The organism is Algoriphagus sp. 10J20-15 (genome assembly GCF_055809615.1).
The window spans coordinates 39,077-58,191 of record NZ_JBVVUG010000013.1 but is presented as its reverse complement, the minus strand read 5'-3'; the positions used below and the strand labels follow the sequence as shown (position 1 = coordinate 58,191).

Below are 19,115 nucleotides of genomic sequence, written 5' to 3'. Positions count from 1 at the left end.
TGGATACAAAGAATTATGAATTGGCTAAAATACCAAATAATAAAAGCTACTGAACCCATTCAACAAACAAATTGAAAGCTATATCTGCAAATGGCTTTATTATTCCCTTTTTTTATCTAATTTTTAGGTTGAAGGTTTGTAACTCATTTTGTTCAAGCTCTTTTCTCAAACCCAACCTAACCTATAATGCTTACACTATTGATTATCCTTTTTGCCTTGGCAATGATTCTTCTTGCCATCGTCAAATTCGACATCCATCCATTTCTTGCCCTTTTTTGCGGAGCCATCTTATATGGGCTTCTCTCCGGAATGTCCGGGGAGTTGATTTTAAAATCCATCTCCGAAGGTTTTGGAGGAGTTTTAGGAAGTATAGGATTACTGATTTTGCTCGGTGTGATGATGGGAACATTTTTAGAAAAAACCGGGGGAGCAATCGTTATTGCGGAGAAGATTCTCTCTTGGATTGGAGAAAAATCGATCACACTTGCGATGATGATTTCGGGCTATATCTTATCCATACCAGTATTCGGAGATAGTACCTTCATCATGATGAACCCCATCAGTAAATCTCTTTCACTGAAAGGAAAAGTACCTTATGCCGCGACTACCATAGCTTTGGCTCTCGGTGCCACCGCTTCTCACTCGTTGGTCCCACCGACTCCCGGGCCAATTGCCACTGCAGGAATCTATGAGGCGGATCTGGGAATGATTATTTTTTATGGGCTGATCGTGAGTCTATCTACGCTGATTCCAAGCTATATTTTCATCAAAAAAGTAGCCTACAAAATTCCTTTAATCCCAAAAATGGCTGTCAAAACTGAGGAGATTGATAAAAAAGAAAGACCTTCAGCATTTGCATCTTTCCTGCCCATCATCGTTCCTCTGATTCTTATTATAATCGCTTCCATCGCAAAGTATCCAACCAAACCTTTGGGGGAAGGTGGTTTTTACACATTTATCCAATTCGCTGGAAGTCCAGTCATCGCCTTGCTTCTGGGATCTTTTATGGCCTTTACCCTTCCAAAGAAATTTGACGCGAAGTTACTTTCCTCTTCTGGCTGGATCGGTGAAGCAATTCTGATCGCAGCGCCTGTGATTCTGATTACGGGCGCAGGAGGAGTATTCGGGAAAATGCTGCAAAACTCAGGAATCGGTGATCTGGTGAGCTCAAGTATGAGTGGAGCAAGCTGGGGAATTTTTCTTCCATTCCTGATTGCCTTTGCATTAAAGACAGCCCAAGGCTCCTCAACTGTGGCAATGATCACAACCGCTTCAATTATTGCTCCGTTGCTTGGTTCTCTTGGGCTAGACTCTGAAACCATGCGCGTATTTGCAGTTTTGGCCACCGGAGCCGGTGCTATGGCGATTTCCCACGCCAATGACAGTTTCTTTTGGGCTGTAACCCAACTCTCCGGACTATCTATCAAGCAAGGGAATCAAACACATAGCCTAGGTACATTAATTATGTCTGTGACGGCAATAAGCGTCATATACCTGATTACATTGATGGTAGGGTGATAACGTACTTTTGTTTAAAAATGGCATACATGCATGAATTATGAGAGAAGACTATCATTCTGGTACAACATTGAGTGAGATGCAATGGATAGAAGTTCTTCATGACAAGGAGATTACCACTTCAAGAAACATCTCTATCCTTCAAATAATGTATTCATTTGAAGATCATAAAACATCGGCAGGCCAGATAGGGTTGATTTTAGGGTATAGTGGAACAAACACTTCTAGTCCCATAAACTTAGAAATGGGTAATTGGGGCAAAAGACTTGCAAAAAAAATTCCAATTAGATTTAGTAGAAGGGAAGATGGGTCTGAACGAAAATGGGATATATTTTTCGATGGTTATCAAAATTCAAACATATTTATTTGGAAACTAAAATCTGAATTAGCTAAGGCTATGGAGCAAATGGAATTAACTGATCTTGAGCAACATTCAGAAGAATTACCCAAGGAATCATATACCCTATATGAAGGGTTAAAAAAGACAATAATTGTAAATGCATTTGAAAGAAATCGGGAAGCTAGAAAAAAATGTATTGAACATTGGAGTACCGTTTGCATTGTTTGTGAATTTGATTTTGAGAAAAAATATGGTGAATTAGGAAAAGGATTTATCCACGTTCATCATTTAATTCCAGTCTCTGATGTTGGTGAAATTTATCAAATAGATCCAATTAAAGATTTAAGACCTGTTTGCCCCAATTGTCATTCAATGTTGCATAAGAAAAACCCTCCACTAACAATTGAAGAACTTAAAAACCTTTTAAAAGGCTATTCTCTTCAGCCATGAAGTAGGTTTATGAAAAAGATTATCTGTATATTTCTTTTAGTCACCACTAAAACATATTTTGTTAGCGCCCAAATTCTCAAAAAGCCAATCCCTGATAAACTAGTCGTTTTGACTTTTGATGATGCGCCGGCAAGTCAGTATTCCATTGTCGCTCCTTTGCTAAAGGAATTTGGATTTGGAGGGACATTCTTTGTCTGTGAGTTTCAACCGAATTATGCAGACAGCACCTTATATATGAATTTGCGTCAAATTCGGGAAATAGATAGAATGGGCTTTGAAATCGCAAATCATACGCATACCCACGCCAATGTCAGTAAATTATCCCAAGCAGAATTCAATCAGCAACTTGGGTACATAGAACAGAAATGTGACTCACTAGGAGTTCCCACGCCCACCAATTTTGCCTATCCAGGTTATGGATTAAATACTGATGCGCTCGAATATTTGGAAGCAAAAAACTATGTCTTTGCCCGGGCTGGAGGAAGCAGAGCTTACGATCCGTTGAGTGATCATCCCTATTTGATACCTAGTTGGGCAACTGATGAAAAGAACAAAGTGGAGATCATGAAAGCCTTTGAACAAGCCAAAGAAGGAAAGATCGTTGTTATGACAATTCATGGAGTTCCGGACATCGAGCATCCTTGGGTGAACACTCCACCTGAACTTTTCAAGGAGTATTTGGAATATCTAAAAGAAAATGGATTCACAGTGATTTCTCTAAAGGATTTGGAGGAATATATTGATGTGAAAGAAGCAAAGCGCTTAATCAAGCCTGATTTGTCGAAAAAGCTTAGTAATTAAAGTAGCCTACATAAGAAATGGCTTTAATCTCTTGAATTGAAATAAGCGATTTCTAGTAAATTCCGTTCCGTAGGAACCAGTGGATGGTAGCAAGAAAATATTTTCAACGAGATTCGTTCTGTAGGAACGACTGGTCAAGAATTGACACCATACGTTCCTACGGAACGAAGAAACCTAACCTTATGAAATTTAGATACCGGCCAACTGTCCCGCTGGGACAAAATGCTAAACATGTCAAACTTTGATTTCGGCTAAATTGCTCATAGTGAAAAAGTTTCGGTCCTGATAGCTATTTGGGACCGAAACCTGACAGTAGTCGAATTATAAGATATAATCCTTGCGAAACTCCGTGCCCTGGGCGGCTAAAATAAATTAATTCCGCCCTCTGCGAAATTCTCTGCGTACCACGCGGTTAAAATTAAAAAGGTGATCCGTTTCCAGATCACCTTTAACTTTTTCCTAGGATTTCATCTTAAGCTAGATCGTATCGATCAAGCATCATCACTTTATCCCATGCAGCGACAAAGTCTTTTAAGAATTTGTCAGAAGAATCAGAAGCAGCATACACTTCAGACAAAGCACGTAGCTCAGAGTTGGATCCAAATATCAAATCTGCTCGAGTTCCTGTCCACTTCACTTGACCAGTCTTGCGATCAGTACCCAAGAATGCGTGTTGTCCTGAATCCGCAGCTTTCCAAGAAGTTCCCATATCCAAGACATTCACAAAGAAATCATTGGTCAAAGCACCTGGAGTGGATGTAAACACACCATGCTTAGAATTATCAAAATTCGTCCCTATCACACGCATACCACCAAGTAATACGGTCATTTCAGGAGGAGTAAGTTTCAGCAACTGTGCACGATCTACGAGCATTTCTTCAGCAGAAGCTTTATGTGTAGGTCGGAAATAATTTCTGAAACCATCAGCTGCAGGCTCCATTGCAGCAAAAGAGGCAACATCTGTTTGCTCCTGAGAAGCATCTCCCCGCCCAGGTGTGAAAGGAACAGAAATTGACTTTCCTGCATTTTTAGCTGCTTGCTCCACGCCTGCACATCCAGCCAATACAATCATATCTGCTAAAGAAATCTGCTTTCCTCCAACTTGATTAGAGTTGAATTCCTTCTGAATAGCTTCCAATTTATCAATTACTTTACCGAGTTGTGAAGGGTTATTTACCGCCCAGTCCTTCTGAGGAGAAAGTCTTATTCTAGCACCATTTGCACCCCCACGCATATCTGATCCACGGAATGTTGAAGCAGAAGCCCAAGCAGTAGAAACTAATTCAGAAACCGAAAGACCTGAAGCCAACACCTTAGCTTTCAAAGAAGTTATGTCTGCATCATTGACCAACTCGTGATTTACGGCTGGGATTGGATCTTGCCAGATCAACTCTTCAGTTGGTACTTCTGGCCCCAAGTAACGCTGAATTGGTCCCATATCTCTATGAGTCAATTTGAACCAAGCTCTGGAGAACGCATCAGCAAACTCATCAGGATTTTCAAGGAATCTTCTTGATATCTTCTCATAAGCAGGATCTTCCCTCAAAGCCAAATCAGTTGTCAACATATTTGGTGCATGCTTCTTAGCCGGATCGTGCGCATCTGGAACAGTTCCAGCACCAGCATCACCCTTTGGCTTCCATTGATGTGCGCCAGCCGGGCTTTTGGTCAATTCCCATTCAAAACCAAATAGGTTCTCGAAGAAATTGTTGCTCCATTGAGTAGGAGTGGTAGTCCACGTCACTTCAATCCCTGAGGTAATGGTATCGCCTGAATGACCTTTTCCAAAGCTATTTTTCCAACCTAAGCCCATCTCTTCAATACTTGCTCCTTCAGGCTCGTGCCCTACGTACTCACCTGGGTCTGCAGCACCATGAGTCTTGCCAAAAGTGTGTCCACCTGCAATTAAAGCGACTGTTTCTTCGTCATTCATAGCCATACGGCCAAAAGTCTCACGGATATCGTGTGCTGCCCCGATAGGATCAGGTTGTCCTTTCGGCCCTTCTGGATTCACATAGATCAATCCCATGTGAGAAGCTCCGAGTGGATTTTCCAGGTTTCTTTCTCCATCAGTACTACCTGCATACCTGTCTTGATCCCCGAGCCATTCTCCCTCAGAACCCCAGTAAATATCCTCTTCTGGCTCCCATACATCCACACGTCCACCTGCAAAACCAAAAGTTTTCAATCCCATCGTTTCCAACGAGACATTACCCGCTAGAATCAACAAATCTGCCCAAGGAAGCTTATTACCATATTTCTGCTTAATTGGCCAAAGTAAGTAGCGTGCCTTATCCAAATTAGCATTATCTGGCCAGCTATTAAGTGGCGCAAACCGCTGAGATCCAGATCCTGCACCACCTCTACCGTCAGCTATTCGATAGGTACCTGCACTGTGCCACGCCATTCGAATAAAAAAAGGACCGTAATGCCCGAAATCAGCTGGCCACCAGTCCTGAGAATCAGTCATCAAATCAGCCAAATCTTTTTTTACTGCTGCCAAATCCAAGTTCTTAAACTCTTCTGCATAGTTGAAGTCAGGATCCATGGGATTAGACTTCGAAGAATGCTGTCGAAGTATATTCAGGTTCAATTGATTTGGCCACCAGTCGCGATTTTTAGTTCCGCCTCCAGCAGTTTTGTGGATTGCTCCGCTGGTAAAAGGACATTTTACCTCGCTATCATTGACATCCCAAACAGGGTCTGTATAGTTATGTCCGTTTTCTTTGTTATCCATATTATTAGGGTTTGTTTTTAATTTTTATCGAGAGCTAATTTAGACAATGGTTTCTTTATGTAATAAAAAATTCAATTGATAAAAACTATGACTCTTATGAGGACTATTATAAAAGCCCTCAACATTTACATAGTTAGTGCCTTTTCAAATTATCAAATATTCTGGAAACAAGCTACTTTTAACGTGATTGAAGCCCGCTTCAATTTGCCGATTTTGTTGAGTTTTCGCTAAAAGGTAGTATTTTGAAAATGTTAAATCTTTGGGATTTGACAGTTTGTAGTTTTTTAAGTCTTCTTGTCTCAATTTATTTTAAATTCAATCTAATATGGTAACACCGCTCATTATTATAGGAATCGTCTTACTGCTGGGAGTTATTCTCGTCGGAATTTTCAACCGTTTTGTAAAAAACAAAAACACTGTGAAGGATGCATGGAGCAACATAGATGTAGCTCTCAAAAGAAGATATGATCTAATTCCAAATTTAGTAGAAACGGTAAAAGGCTATGCAAGCCATGAAAAGGACACCCTTGAAGCAGTGATCCAAGCAAGAAATGCAGCTATGGCTGTTCCTTCAGATGATATTAATAAGCAAATTCAAGCTGAAAATCAGCTTCAAAAAACACTCAGAAGCATCTTTGCTTTAAGTGAAGCTTATCCGGACCTGAAAGCCAACACCAACTTTCTGCAGCTACAGGATAAACTCAATGAAATCGAAGAAAATCTGGAGAGATCCAGACGCTATTATAATGGTACAGTCCGTGAGAATAATACCTATGGCGAAAGCTTTCCTGCAGTACTTGTAGCAGGCATGTTTAATTACAAGCATTTTGACTATTTCGAAGCTGAGCCAGAAAGCCGGGAAAATGTGAAAGTGAGTTTTAATTAACCAATATTTTTCTCAATCATTCAAGTTGCATTGCTTTCTTTGCTATTCAGGCTAAATGCCCGAAGTAGGGTGACCGATGCACACCAAAATCCAGTTTGTAGCTTTGTTTTTATGCTATTGGCAATAGATTTTCAAATTCGAAGGAGCGCCAAATCATTGATTATTGATCAACTTTCCTTCCCATTTTCCATGAGATTCTTACAAGTTCATGAGCATTAGTATGAAAAAAACCGCCTTTCTATTTCTCTTATTTTTTGCGCAGCTAGAAGCCTTTTCACAAGATTTTAGTGTCACTTCCTATTCAGTGGATATTACTATTCACGAGGAAGGATACTTCGATGTGGTAGAGAAATACAACCTTAATTTCGAAGTGCCAAAGCATGGAATTTTTAGGGATATTCAGTTGGCTTATGACTTGCAAACTGAAGAAGGCGAGCTGGAAAAACGTCAACTAAAACTCAGTCAAATCGAGGTCCCTGGATACAAATTTGATGCACCTTCAGCATTTGGACAGAAATATTCTGATAACGCCCGAATTAAAATCGGTGATGCAAATGTGACCTTGGAAGGTCCTCAGCAATATGAAATCCGGTATAGAGTGGAGAATGCTTTCCTTTTTGAATCAGAAGCAATCCAATTCTATTGGAATATCAAGCCGAGTGACTGGTATGCTCCTTTTAATAAAATAGATTTTCAGGTTCACCTTCCCAATGGAGTTTCTCTTCAGAAAGATGATTATTTCTTGTATTCAGGTACCATTGGATCGAATGTTCCCACAAATGACTTTGAGACCAGCTATGCAAATGGAATTTACTCGGGTAGCAGCAAGGAAGGCATAGTTTCCTCGGGAGGAGAAGCAGTGACGGTTTTGCTGAAATTACCACTGGGAAGCATTAAAGAAATCAAGCCACTCTGGCCTTTCTGGACAGACTACGGCTGGACTCTGATTCTTCCTTTTGTCTATTTTGGGTTCTATTCCATCTGGAAAAAACATGGAAAAGACGATCATGTAACAACCACAACTAGTTATTATCCACCTCCAGGCATGGATCCAGCTATGGTGGGTTTCTTGATCGATGACTCTGGAGATACTGTTGACTTGATCTCTTTGATTCCATTCTGGGCATCTCATGGCTACCTGACTATTGAGGAGATTGATGAAAAGGGTTGGTTTGCAAAAGATGACACCAAGCTCACCAAGTTGAAGGAAATTGAAGCAGATGCGCCATTATATCAGCGCCAATTATTTAATGGTCTATTTGCCAGCAAAACAGAAGTTCTCGTCAGCAGCCTCAAGGAAAAATTCTACACTACCATGAGTACCGCAAATGGGAGTTTGAAAGATGCCGCTCAATTATATTATGTCAATAAATCCCGTAAAATCAAAAATTACACCATTATCGGATTGATACTATTGATGTTCATTCTAGTCCCCGCTTTCTTATTTTTCTGGGGAATACTTGCAGCCATAGCAATGGGTGTGTCTGGTTTATTTCTATTAATCATGAGCCAGTTTTTGATCAAGAAAAACAAAGAAGGAACTATGATTTTGTCTGAGCTGAAAGGCTTCAAGCAGTTCATCAAAGTAGCTGAGGAAAACAAGCTCAAAATGCTACTCCAAGAAGATCCCACCTATTTCGAAACTACGATGAGTTATGCCTTAGCATTTGGAATGTTTGATAAATGGGCTAAAAAATTTGACGGACTAAATCTCCAACCTCCCACTTGGTATTATTCCTCCACAGGAAGAATGATGTCTATGAATCACTTTTCAAAGTCATTTAACAATTCCATAAAATCCACTCAATCTACTATGGTCAGTTCCCCATCTAGCTCTGGAGGTTCTGGTGGCGGTGGTTCATCTGGCGGAGGATTTGGTGGAGGTGGAGGCGGAAGCTGGTAATCAACTCATATTATGAAAAACAGTGTATTTATAGCCACTAGTCTGGATGGCTTCATCGCAGGAAAAAATGATGAGTTGGACTGGCTTTCTACTTTTCCGGAAATCGACCAAATCGACACAGGTTTTAATGACTTCACTTCCCGCATGGATGCGCTTTTAATGGGAAGAAATACTTTTAAGGTGGTTTCAGACTTTGAGGGAGAATGGTTTTACACCAAGCCTGTTTTTGTGTGGAGCAGTTCCATGACCGAGATTCCAGAAAAATTTAAAGGGAAAGCTTTTCTTGTCAAGGGAAGTATCACAGAAGTACTTTCAGAACTACGCGGCAAAGGCTTTCAAAACCTTTACATCGATGGAGGAAAGACCATTCAGAGCTTTCTGAAAGAAGACTTAATCGACGAAATGATTATTACAACAATTCCAGTTTTACTAGGATCCGGAGTTCCTCTGTTTGCTGATTTACCCAAGCAATTGATTTTTAAATGCGTCAAATCAACGCTGTTTATGGACAAAGTCGTGCAAAACCATTTCGTTAGAGTCAAGTAATTCAAAGTGCACTATACCGAATAAACCGTAGTGCATCCTTTACAGCTGTCGGGAGCGCCGACGCGAGACATAAAACCTCCTCAAATCACCTCGTCGTCCATCCCTCATCTATAGTTACGAAGAAGTATTTACCACAAACCAAAAATTAACCTGATCAAATTTTGTGATTAGATTCCTTCCAAGTAAACTAGTTCATATGAATAGAGTACAATTCCAAAAAGTGTTTCTATCAAGAATTTAGTGGACGTCTTTCAAGGATGACCTAGCTAATAGTTGAATCCCCTATATAGGGCACAGATATTCAGCCTTAAAATTATCATCGTTGCTTGTCCATCTGTATTTGAGCCTATTAAGAACCATGTGTTACACCAACTTAAGGGTAGAACCAAGAACTTTGATGATGACACGATCTTGACTAAAGTGAATAATTCTTTTAATTAGGTAAGCCAAGTAGCAAACAATCCCTTGCTGAACGCCTATCTCTATACCTAGCAGAGGCTGTTCCCGCTTATGAAACAGCCTCTTCTTGCTAGATTATAGATTCCTATTCTTCCACTCTTTTTAATACCCAAGTGGATGGTACTGCCGGAATGTGATCAGGATCAATAATTCGTTTTGGACCCACAAAACTTGGGAAATTCCAAATTAGATTTCCCCCTTGAAAGACTGGTTCAATGGTAACACCTTTTGTTTTCTCATAAATTTGAAAACCTCCAATTATTCCTTTTCCATTGGAAGAGAAAATAACTGGTGGAGTTCTAACAGGGTTTTTTGTGAGAAATATTTCATTGAAATCAAACTTATCCTTGGAATGTAGGAATTCAACAAATTCTAGATCATTATGAACAAGGTTGCCGTCCACAATCAATTTGATGTAGCCAAGCACAAATTGTTTCTCTGTTTCTGAAACTTTTACTTCTTTAAACACTAGAGTAACTGTAAAGTCAATTCTCTCATCTTTATAAAACCAAGTCCCTTCTAAATCTGTTAGCTTTTCTTCATTTTTGGGATTTTGAGCGAATATTGGGCTAGCAGCTAGTGTAAAAACTATTGTTAAATAGATTGTAATATAATTTAGTACTTTCATAATTAATTGCAATTTAGTGTTACGATATTGGTTCCTTGTCGATTAGTTCCAATTTTGTTCCAGGAGTTAAAATTTGATAACTCACCTTTAGATAAGGTAAGTCCACAACCTGTTGCATTAAGAAAATTAATTAATCCTAATTCATTCTGTAAAGTAGAATTTGTAGAGTTAACAGAGCAACTGGTTTTTGAATGCATCAAATCAATAACCTTATTAGACAAAGTCGTGCAGAACCATTACGTCAGGTTAAGATAAAATCACCTCGCCGTCCAGCCTCCATCCACAGTCAGCATGGAACCCACCATGTAGCTCGCTGCATCTGAAGCCAAGTAAATCGCAGCACCCTGAATTTCTTCCAACTTACCCCATCTACCTAGTGCTGTAGCTCCGACGACGAACTTCTTTCCTTCTTCAGTATCTGCAATTGGCAAATTCATTTCTGTCAAAAATGGTCCAGGACAAATTGCATTCACATTGATATTGAATGGGGCAAACTCCAATCCAAGCGCCCGGGTCATCTGAACCACTGCGCCTTTGCTGGAAGTATAGGGAGTTCTATTTGATAAACCGACCAATCCCAAAGTACTTGCTAGGTTGATAATACTTCCCTTACCGGCTTTTTTCATGTGAGGTGTTACAGCCCTACAGCAAAGCCAAGTTCCGGTCACATTGATGTCCATCACTTTCTGAAAATCCTCCAAGGTTAATTCATCTATTGCACCTCGAATATTGATTCCAGCGGAGTTAATCAAGACATCTATTTTCCCAAAAGCATCAAAGGCAGCTTTAGCCATCGCTTCTGTCTGCTCTTTATTCACTACATCTGCTTCAAAAGCTATAGCCTTCACGCCATAGAGTTCGGCAATCCTCTGAGCTGATTCCTCTCCCTCTTTCAGCGTTCTACTGACCAACATCACATTTGCGCCAGCCGAGGCAAGTCCCTCTGCCATGGCTAAGCCGAGTCCTTTGGATCCGCCGGTGATGATGGCAGCTTTTCCACTTAGGTCAAAAAGCTTAATTCCGGGTAATTTCTGTGACATGATTTTGATGTGGCATATAGGTTAACGGTCAATTATCGATTATACTTTCACTCATAAATTCTAATTCACTAAACCAAGCCTAAGATATTTCGGCTATAATTCAGACAAGACACCACGTTTTGTTCTTCGTAGGCCAACTTCTCTTCGGCACTTAGGCCCCTTACATTTGGAAGCTCTCCAGAATAGAGGTTTTCATTTATCTTACGAAGTACTTTTGCAGTATTCTTTGCAGAAACATCTTCAAAAGTAGCCCAATACTCATCAGTCAAATAAGGGATTTCCAAAGGGTTTCTGGTAATCATCTCCAATGAAAAGGTAAGCGAAGGATTGAATTTCCTGCACCAGTCGACTCCAGCTTTCAAATTAACAATTCCTTCGCCAAGTGGCACTTCGGAAAGTAGAAATCCATCCTTATAGTTTTTCACCCCCATATCTTTCACATGAGTGGAAAAGGTATAAGGAGCCAAGGTCTTGATAACTTCCATCGGATCTTCCAGAAAAGATATGTTATTTCCAAAATCTAAGGTAACTCCCACCCATGCGCTGCCAAGAGTTAGGATGATCGCTTCGAGTTCCTTAGCATGCCAGTCCTTATGATTTTCTATAGCTAGCTTCATTTTATGCTTTCGCACAATGGGTTCAGCTAATTCTATAGAATTCAGCGCCTTTTCTTTGAAGGCTATAAACTCCTCAGCAGTTTTAAAATCCACATATCTCCTACCACTAAGGCATGCCGTACGAAGAACAGTAGCTCCAGCTTCTTTGGCAGCTAATACATCAGACTCAAATTCTGAAATTTCATCACCTGACTTAGGAAGCCCAATACTTCCTTCCAGATATAAGTCTAGCTTTTCTCTTCTATCTCTTACTTTTTTTGCAAAATCCTGTGCCCAACCACTTACTATAACTTGTACGCCACCAGCACCGATTTGCTTACAATGCTCCATCATTTCTATCGCATCGGCAAAACCCGGATACTTTTGACTGCCATCCTTCGAATGCCACCTAGCTCCATAGGAATGCACTACCACTCCCATTGGTACAACCTTTAAGTCATCTGGCATAGCTGGTAGAGAAAAAGTCAGTGCCATTGCCCCAAGCCCAGCAGTCTTTATGAAATTCCTTCGGTCTGAATTGTAGCTCGAAAGACTGGGGTTAGAACTGATCATAACTTACGGATTTGGAGCTTCCACAGGAGGTAATGACTCTATGTACTCATCTAGTTCGTCCGCTTTCCACGGGTAAACTCTTCCTTGAGTAGACACCCGGGTTTTACCAATGGTACGACTCGAAATGGGTGAAGCTTTGTTGCCCCACTCATTTCTAATATAAGTCAAAATCGCTGCAATACTTCCATCATCCATGGTGGAATGTGCAGGCATAACTGGGAGAATATCCGGAGCATCATAGGTTTTGCCAGCTACTTCCACTGGACCTTCCAACCCATGTAACAAGATCATCGCGAGCCTAGTTTCGTTACCTAAAACCCACTCAGATCCAACTAAAGGAGGTCCCATTCTAGGAGCACCTGCTCCATCTGAACCATGGCATCCTGCGCAAGTCACCAGGAATTTCTGTCGACCATCAGCAAATTGCTCAAGTGCTTTCTCATCCAACTGATTGGCTACAAGCTTCACTTCGGAAGGAGTATAGCCAGGCCAAGCAAACATTCGCTTCAGCATCTCCACTCGACTTTCATCAATCGGCAGATCAGTTCTTTTGAAAAATGACGGCTCTGAAGATAACAGAATAGGCTTCCGATCTTTGAGGCTGGCCGCCTGAATGGACATTCCTGAGATCAGGATATTTTCCTTCCAGCCTAGTTCTTTTTCGTCTGCCAAAGCCAATAAACCTTTTACTTCTTTTTGATCTCCATTTTTGATAATTGCACTGGCTAGTGTTTCAAGAAAAATCTCTTTGGTCTGACCTTTAACTTTCCAGTCTTCGGATTGCCAAAGCTTATGTAGGAAATCATATTCCCTTCCGCCCAAACTACTCATCATCGCATCGCGAATTAAAGGATCATCACCGTATTTGGTGAAAATAACAGAAAGCACATGTTCATATTCCGAAGACTCCAATACATAACTACTCAGCGAAAGTTGCAGTGCTTCCTGTGAGGTGAAAGAATCAGCTACCTTTTCCATAGCCTCAGTAAGTCTAACTTTGGTTGCATTAGACTGCAATGCAAATGGCTCCAATAATCTAAGAGCTGTACTTTGAATCAATCCTGAAGAATTTTCGAAGATTGATAAAAGGAAATCTGCTGAGAGCAGGTTTAGTCCTTCCAAGGTCCACAATGCATGAAATCTTCCTAGTTCGGTGGACTTTGAATCAGCAACGAGCTCCATTAACTTCGCTTTTACACTTGTATCACTCCGCTCCACCAAAAGTCTCTGAGCCATATCTCTATACCAGCCATCACTATTTGAAAGAAATGCGATCAATTCATCATTGCTATTCTTTGAAAGCTTTGGCTGTACTACTTTACTTTTACCCTTGGGCACTATTTTCCAAATTCGACCTAGATGAACTGGCATCTCCAATCCTCTCCCGATTGTTTGCTCCCGTAAATAAGGCGTCAAATATTCACCGTGCTGAATCAAACCACGGTACATATCTGCGATGTATAGTGCACCATCCGGCCCAGTTGCAAAGTCAACAGGTCTAAAACGCTCATCAGTTGATGCTAAAAATTCAACTCCCGAGTGTGGATCTTTTCCTTCCAAAACATTGCCGGTTTGGCTGATGATGTTTCGCTTCACCAAATTACCGGCAGGTTCAGCAACGAAGGCATTTCCGTAATACTCCTGAGGAAAAAGTCCCGCTCTATAAATCCATGGAGAACAGGCTGCAGTAAACTCCATCAAGCGCTGGTCATCGCTTAGGACTCCAGGAATATAGCCTCGATTGACTGCTGGCGTCTGACGAATAGGGAAAACACTACGCTCCATGCTGACGCCGTAATCAATTCCTATAGTTGGAGAATGATTGGGATTGCGAGAAAGGTAGTTTGGTGGAACCAGATCCACATGTAACGGCGACCAATTGTAATTATAAAATAAGCGGCCTTGATCGTCATGACTGATGCCCCACTGACCACGAAACTCCGTAGTATCTCTAATCCAATCGCCATCCTGGTATTTATATCTCAGCCTGGATTTTAGCGTTGTAATACCAATTATCAACATTTCTAAGCAAGCCATTATCCGAATGCTCAGGATTACCAGAAGATGCATAAGTTGAATCCAGTAAAACTTTTGTATCAGCTTTCAGGTCTCCATCCAGATCTTTGGTAACCCAAAGTGCTGTGTTTTCAGACACCAAAACCCCATCTGCAAAAAAACCGAGTGCACGAGGCATGATCAAACTATCAAGATAAATTGTGCTTTTATCCATCACCCCATCTCCATCCTCATCTTCCAGCACCGAAATCCTCCCGATAGGTTTATCTTCCTCCGATCCAAGCGTGTCAGTCATGAATCCACGCATCTCAATTACCCAAAGACGCGAATCTTCATCAAATGTGATAAAAACCGGATCCTCAACCATAGGTTCGGCGGCAACTAACTGGATTTGAAATCCCTCTTCTAATTGGAAAGTCTCTAATTCTTCTTCAGCAGACTGGGCAGGAGAAGGGTTTGAAGGGTCTTCTTGTACTGATTTGGAACAAGAAAATAAGGTTATTGCTATCAAAAAAGACGAAGCAATACGAATAATCGACATACTACAAATTGGTATTTTGGGTTTGAGCTGAGAGCGCTTAAAGTCGCTAACCTCTAATATCTTGGCTAGTCAACTTAAGACAGATACAATTTTAAACATATTACTTACTTACGCAAGAAAGAATTAATTCAATGGCTTGATTATTCATTGCTGACCCAATGAAAATTTTAACAGACATAATGGGTATATTCATTTTCAACTTTTAAAACGTCAAAATGAAGAAAAACATACTACTAGTTGCAATCCTATTTCTGTTTTCATTTTATGTTATCAAAAAAGAAGTTTGGGAAAAGCGCGCTCCAACTTCGGTAACACTCATCAAATCAGAACTTTCTTGGAATGGAGATTCCTTACCCCAATACCCAACCTCTAAGCCAGAAATTTCTATTCTAAAAATCACCATTCCAGCACATTCTGAACTTCCTCTTCATTATCATCCAGTCATCAATGCGGGTGTACTTCTGAAAGGAGAGCTTTTTGTAATCGATGAAGATGGAAATGAGCTGACAATGAAAGCAGGCGACCCAATTGTGGAAGTAGTGAACAAAAAGCATTTAGGTAGAAATCTAGGCGATGAAGATGCAGAGATAATTGTCTTTTATGCTGGAAGTGCAGGGATGAAGATTACTGAAAAAGTGCAATAGTAACTTCCAAGCCTTAACTTTGACCAAAATATAAATTCATGAACTTTTCAGATTTAGGACTTTCCAAGCAGATACTTGAAGCAATCACTAAAGCCAACTATGATAGCCCCTATCCTATTCAGATAGAAGCTATTCCGGCTATTTTGCAAAAAAAGGATGTACTAGGAATAGCCCCAACAGGATCTGGAAAGACAGCTTCTTACATCCTCCCCATTCTCCAAAGACTTCAGGAAAAGCCTATTAACAAGGGTAGAATGATCCCGATTTTAGTGCTTGTCCCAACCCGTGAACTAGCAAGTCAGGTGGCAGAAGTGACTGAGAATTTCGCTAGATTTTTATCTCGACCTGTCAAGGCACTGGCCGTTTTCGGAGGTGTTTCTATCAATCCGCAGATGATGAAAATCTACGGAACAGATATCCTGGTTGCTACTCCCGGACGATTGCTTGATTTGCTTTCTAAAAATTCTCTAAATCTGAATCAAGTTGAAATTCTGGTATTGGATGAAGCGGACAAGGTGTTGAATATGGGATTCAAAGAGGAAGTGGATATGATTTTAGAAAAACTACCAAAGAAGCGCCAGAACATACTTTTCTCTGCAACTACTGAAGAATCTGTAGAAGGACTGATCGACGAAATGCTTCATGATCCTGTTCGGATTGCTGCTGAGCCAGATACCGTTTCTCCTGATCTTATCGAGCAGTATGCTTACCGAGTTCCGATGGAGCAAAAAGGCCCTTTTCTCCGATATTTGATCAATTCTGGTGATTGGTCACAGATTTTGGTTTTTGCTTCCTCCATCAGAGCAGCGAATAACATCGTCACCAAACTCAACAAAAACGGAATCGATGCATTGGCTTTTCATGGAGACAAAAGCCAAGGCGCTAGAACTGAAGCTTTGCACCGTTTCAAATCCGGAAAAACCAGGATCTCTGTTGCGACAGATTTGGCAGCCAGGGGAATTGATATCAAGTTTTTGCCCCGGTCATCAATTATGAATTACCGCGGTCACCGAAGGATTATGTGCATAGAATCGGGAGAACAGGTCGTGCCGGAGCAACTGGAGAGGCTATTTCCTTGATAGCTGAAGAAGATTTGCACCACTTCAAAATCATCCAAAAGAAGATGAAGAAACATGTGCAGCTGAGAAGTATAGATGAGATTGATTTTTAGGCTGACAATTTCCCCTAGCAATGACGTAGGAAGATTTGAAGGTCGTCGTAGAATCGTAGAGTTTTAGGGTTATTGATCGTGCCTTTGGCACTCATAAAATCATCCAACTCTATTTCAACCCAGAATTTCATTCTGGGCTTCTATTGACCTTGCCGATGGCAAGGGGCTCAACTTATTTGAGAGTACCAACTCAAAAAAATGGCTCATCATTTACTGGTGCCTTATCTATTTTTGGGCAATGATCACTTCAAACCTGTCAGTCAGTAGGTGTGATGCCCAATTTTTCCATGATCATTTGTGTCTAAGGCACGATCCATATTTTAAACGAATTCGATTCACAGCATAGCTTTTCGACTTAGATAAGCTACTTTAGACTATCATCAAGCATTAACTATAGTCTAATGAATGTCCAACGCACCTTTTTTATACTTTTACTTTTCGCTTCACAGTTCAGCTTTGCCCAGCAAAACTCGCAAGCTCCAAATGTCATCCTAATTATCACCGATGATCAGGGCTATGGGGATTTGGCGGTAAATGGCAATCCACATATCAATACACCTGCAATTGATGCTTTTGCGGCTGAGAGTGTAAGGTTTACCAATTTCTATGTTTCTCCAGTTTGTGCTCCTACCCGGGCGAGCTTGATGACTGGAAGATATTCCTTGCGAACCGGTGTTCGGGACACATATAATGGTGGTGCGATGATGGCAAGCAGTGAAATCACCATTGCGGAGCTGTTGAAATCAAATAATTATAAAACTGGAATCTTTGGAAAATGGCATTTGGGAGATAATTATCCTATGCGACCGAGCGACCAGGGCTTTGATGAATCCTTGATTCATCTTTCGGGCGGAATGGGGCAAGTCGGAGATTTTACCACTTATTACCAAGACGATCGAAGCTATTTTGATCCGGTGCTTTGGCATAATAACGAGCAAGAAAGTTATGTAGGTTACTGCTCAGATATTTTCGCAGCCGAAGCGATCAAGTTTATTGAGAAAAATAAGGATACTCCCTTTTTCACCTATTTGGCCTTTAACGCCCCACATACCCCACTCCAGGTCCCTGATGAGTATTATCAAAAGTATATGGACGTCGATCCTTCAGCTGGCTTTGGTACTGACGGCAAGCCCTTCTATCCCATGTCTGAAAAAGACAAAGAGGATGCTCGAAAGGTCTATGCTATGGTGGAAAATATCGATGATAATCTAAAAAAGCTTTTTCAAAAGCTAGAGGATCTGGGAATTGAGAAAAATACTATTGTCATTTTTATGACTGATAATGGCCCACAGCAGCAGCGATATGTAGCAGGACTTAAAGGCCGTAAAGGCAGTGTTTTTCAAGGTGGTGTGAAAGCTCCTTTTTTCATCCGATATCCTGAAGGATTTAGTGGCAACAAAGAAGTCACTAACCTTTCAGCACATTTGGACGTGTTACCGACTCTAGCGGATCTCTGTGGATTTGAGTTGCCAAAAGACCGGAAAATAGATGGTCAAAGTATGGTGCCCTTGATTAATGGCGAAAATACTTCAATCAACGACCGAAGTTATTTTACGTATTGGACTAGAAAATATCCTGAGCTTTACCAAAATATTTCCATCCAAAAAGCGGGCTGGAAGTTAGTGGGGAATACGGAATACAACTCAGAAAGCGAAAAATTCAACTTATACAACCTGTATGAAGACCCCTATGAGCTAAATAATCTTTCTTCAAAAAATTCATCAAAAGCAAAGGAATTGAAATCCGAAATGGATGCGCTCTACTTGGAGCTAATCAATGAGAAAAACCAAAAAAATCCTCCACTCATACATGTTGGAAGTACAGCCGAAAACCCAATTTTTCTAAATAGAAATGATGCTGCAGGTGAGCGGGGAATTTGGGCGCAGGAGGATGTATTTGGTTATTGGAATGTAAAGGTCGAGCCTGGCGTATATGACATACGCGTGAAATTTATCAAACCAGTTCCTCCCCAAGGAAGAATGACCATTGAAACTTCCAACTATGCCAACATCGCTATTGATAAATCAAGAGAAGACGTGGACATATTTGAAATGAAAGGAGTCTCTCTCCAAGCTACCGAAGGGCAGTTACTGCCTTTTTATGAAGTGGATGGGCAACGATATTTCCCTTTTTGGGTTGAACTTGAGAAAAAATAACTAACCCAAATACAATAAGAGGCCTACTTGCAAGAACATTAAAGATTAGCTATCTCCGCTGCTTTATCTCCTTAGCCTTGAGTTGATTTATTTCTCAGTTTAGCATAGAA

At 40.7% G+C, this 19,115-nt stretch carries 15 protein-coding genes and 1 pseudogene; 10 read left to right on the top strand and 6 right to left on the bottom strand.

Annotation, left to right across the window (positions count from 1 at the left end; translation table 11 throughout):
• Nucleotides 1-186: 186 nt before the first annotated feature.
• Genes AC0L6R_RS06815 through AC0L6R_RS06805 form a run of 3 tightly spaced genes read left to right on the top strand, consistent with a single transcriptional unit; the run spans nt 187 to nt 3,109 of the window.
• Nucleotides 187-1,518, top strand: coding sequence for a GntP family permease (locus AC0L6R_RS06815; protein ID WP_473270516.1), 1,332 nt, complete (start codon nt 187-189; stop codon nt 1,516-1,518).
• Nucleotides 1,519-1,558: 40 nt separating this feature from the next.
• Complete coding sequence (locus tag AC0L6R_RS06810; RefSeq protein WP_473270515.1) at nt 1,559-2,308, top strand: HNH endonuclease; 750 nt, start codon at nt 1,559-1,561, stop codon at nt 2,306-2,308.
• 9 nt (nt 2,309-2,317) lie between these two features.
• Nucleotides 2,318-3,109: a polysaccharide deacetylase family protein gene (locus AC0L6R_RS06805; protein WP_473270514.1), complete on the top strand. Its 792-nt coding sequence runs from the start codon at nt 2,318-2,320 to the stop codon at nt 3,107-3,109.
• Between the two features lie 472 nt (nt 3,110-3,581).
• Here AC0L6R_RS06805 and katG read toward each other — a convergent pair whose 3' ends face one another.
• Nucleotides 3,582-5,846, bottom strand: coding sequence for a catalase/peroxidase HPI (gene katG / locus AC0L6R_RS06800; RefSeq protein WP_473270513.1), 2,265 nt, complete (start codon nt 5,844-5,846; stop codon nt 3,582-3,584).
• 325 nt (nt 5,847-6,171) lie between these two features.
• Between katG and AC0L6R_RS06795 the strand changes: the two genes are divergently transcribed.
• The 3 genes from AC0L6R_RS06795 (at nt 6,172) to AC0L6R_RS06785 (ending at nt 9,181) form a co-directional block, all read left to right on the top strand.
• Nucleotides 6,172-6,732: a LemA family protein gene (locus AC0L6R_RS06795; RefSeq protein WP_473270512.1), complete on the top strand. Its 561-nt coding sequence runs from the start codon at nt 6,172-6,174 to the stop codon at nt 6,730-6,732.
• A gap of 220 nt (nt 6,733-6,952) precedes the next feature.
• Nucleotides 6,953-8,635, top strand: a complete 1,683-nt coding sequence (locus tag AC0L6R_RS06790) for a DUF2207 domain-containing protein (protein WP_473270511.1) — start codon at nt 6,953-6,955, stop codon at nt 8,633-8,635.
• Nucleotides 8,636-8,647: 12 nt separating this feature from the next.
• Nucleotides 8,648-9,181, top strand: a complete 534-nt coding sequence (locus AC0L6R_RS06785; RefSeq protein ID WP_473270510.1) for a dihydrofolate reductase family protein — start codon at nt 8,648-8,650, stop codon at nt 9,179-9,181.
• Between the two features lie 544 nt (nt 9,182-9,725).
• Here AC0L6R_RS06785 and AC0L6R_RS06780 read toward each other — a convergent pair.
• From AC0L6R_RS06780 to AC0L6R_RS06760, 5 genes are all read right to left on the bottom strand, one after another.
• Nucleotides 9,726-10,268 (bottom strand): DUF6705 family protein, encoded by a 543-nt coding sequence (locus AC0L6R_RS06780; RefSeq protein WP_283412824.1) that lies wholly within the window; start codon nt 10,266-10,268, stop codon nt 9,726-9,728.
• A 257-nt stretch (nt 10,269-10,525) separates the two neighbouring features.
• Nucleotides 10,526-11,308, bottom strand: coding sequence for an SDR family NAD(P)-dependent oxidoreductase (locus tag AC0L6R_RS06775; RefSeq protein ID WP_283412825.1), 783 nt, complete (start codon nt 11,306-11,308; stop codon nt 10,526-10,528).
• A 68-nt stretch (nt 11,309-11,376) separates the two neighbouring features.
• Nucleotides 11,377-12,477, bottom strand: coding sequence for a sugar phosphate isomerase/epimerase family protein (locus tag AC0L6R_RS06770; protein WP_473270509.1), 1,101 nt, complete (start codon nt 12,475-12,477; stop codon nt 11,377-11,379).
• A 3-nt stretch (nt 12,478-12,480) separates the two neighbouring features.
• The gene (locus AC0L6R_RS06765) at nt 12,481-14,514 is read right to left on the bottom strand and encodes a DUF7133 domain-containing protein (protein ID WP_473270508.1); all 2,034 of its coding nucleotides are present in this window, start codon (nt 14,512-14,514) and stop codon (nt 12,481-12,483) included.
• The gene (locus AC0L6R_RS06760) at nt 14,453-15,034 is read right to left on the bottom strand and encodes a DUF7133 domain-containing protein (protein ID WP_473270507.1); all 582 of its coding nucleotides are present in this window, start codon (nt 15,032-15,034) and stop codon (nt 14,453-14,455) included. Before AC0L6R_RS06760 ends, AC0L6R_RS06765 begins: the two co-directional genes overlap by 62 nt.
• A 215-nt stretch (nt 15,035-15,249) precedes the next feature.
• Between AC0L6R_RS06760 and AC0L6R_RS06755 the strand changes: the two genes are divergently transcribed.
• The 4 genes and pseudogenes from AC0L6R_RS06755 (at nt 15,250) to AC0L6R_RS06740 (ending at nt 19,005) form a co-directional block, all read left to right on the top strand.
• A complete protein-coding gene (locus tag AC0L6R_RS06755; protein WP_473270506.1) occupies nt 15,250-15,678 on the top strand; it encodes a cupin domain-containing protein in 429 nt (142 codons plus the stop codon).
• Nucleotides 15,679-15,716: 38 nt separating this feature from the next.
• Nucleotides 15,717-16,589 (top strand): annotated as a pseudogene (locus AC0L6R_RS06750) (DEAD/DEAH box helicase); the annotation flags it as partial.
• Between the two features lie 74 nt (nt 16,590-16,663).
• Complete coding sequence (locus AC0L6R_RS06745; RefSeq protein ID WP_473270531.1) at nt 16,664-16,849, top strand: helicase-related protein; 186 nt, start codon at nt 16,664-16,666, stop codon at nt 16,847-16,849.
• 401 nt (nt 16,850-17,250) lie between these two features.
• Nucleotides 17,251-19,005: an arylsulfatase gene (locus tag AC0L6R_RS06740; protein WP_473270505.1), complete on the top strand. Its 1,755-nt coding sequence runs from the start codon at nt 17,251-17,253 to the stop codon at nt 19,003-19,005.
• Nucleotides 19,006-19,115: the final 110 nt, after the last annotated feature.

What these genes read in the sequence shown, in the direction of transcription:
- AC0L6R_RS06815 (WP_473270516.1), top strand. Translation starts at nt 187, where the DNA reads ATGCTTACACTATTGATTATCCTTTTTGCCTTGGCAATGATTCTTCTT.
- AC0L6R_RS06810 (WP_473270515.1), top strand. Translation starts at nt 1,559, where the DNA reads ATGAGAGAAGACTATCATTCTGGTACAACATTGAGTGAGATGCAATGG.
- AC0L6R_RS06805 (WP_473270514.1), top strand. Translation starts at nt 2,318, where the DNA reads ATGAAAAAGATTATCTGTATATTTCTTTTAGTCACCACTAAAACATAT.
- katG (WP_473270513.1), bottom strand. Translation starts at nt 5,846, where the DNA reads ATGGATAACAAAGAAAACGGACATAACTATACAGACCCTGTTTGGGAT.
- AC0L6R_RS06795 (WP_473270512.1), top strand. Translation starts at nt 6,172, where the DNA reads ATGGTAACACCGCTCATTATTATAGGAATCGTCTTACTGCTGGGAGTT.
- AC0L6R_RS06790 (WP_473270511.1), top strand. Translation starts at nt 6,953, where the DNA reads ATGAAAAAAACCGCCTTTCTATTTCTCTTATTTTTTGCGCAGCTAGAA.
- AC0L6R_RS06785 (WP_473270510.1), top strand. Translation starts at nt 8,648, where the DNA reads ATGAAAAACAGTGTATTTATAGCCACTAGTCTGGATGGCTTCATCGCA.
- AC0L6R_RS06780 (WP_283412824.1), bottom strand. Translation starts at nt 10,268, where the DNA reads ATGAAAGTACTAAATTATATTACAATCTATTTAACAATAGTTTTTACA.
- AC0L6R_RS06775 (WP_283412825.1), bottom strand. Translation starts at nt 11,308, where the DNA reads ATGTCACAGAAATTACCCGGAATTAAGCTTTTTGACCTAAGTGGAAAA.
- AC0L6R_RS06770 (WP_473270509.1), bottom strand. Translation starts at nt 12,477, where the DNA reads ATGATCAGTTCTAACCCCAGTCTTTCGAGCTACAATTCAGACCGAAGG.
- AC0L6R_RS06765 (WP_473270508.1), bottom strand. Translation starts at nt 14,514, where the DNA reads ATGGCTTGCTTAGAAATGTTGATAATTGGTATTACAACGCTAAAATCC.
- AC0L6R_RS06760 (WP_473270507.1), bottom strand. Translation starts at nt 15,034, where the DNA reads ATGTCGATTATTCGTATTGCTTCGTCTTTTTTGATAGCAATAACCTTA.
- AC0L6R_RS06755 (WP_473270506.1), top strand. Translation starts at nt 15,250, where the DNA reads ATGAAGAAAAACATACTACTAGTTGCAATCCTATTTCTGTTTTCATTT.
- AC0L6R_RS06740 (WP_473270505.1), top strand. Translation starts at nt 17,251, where the DNA reads ATGAATGTCCAACGCACCTTTTTTATACTTTTACTTTTCGCTTCACAG.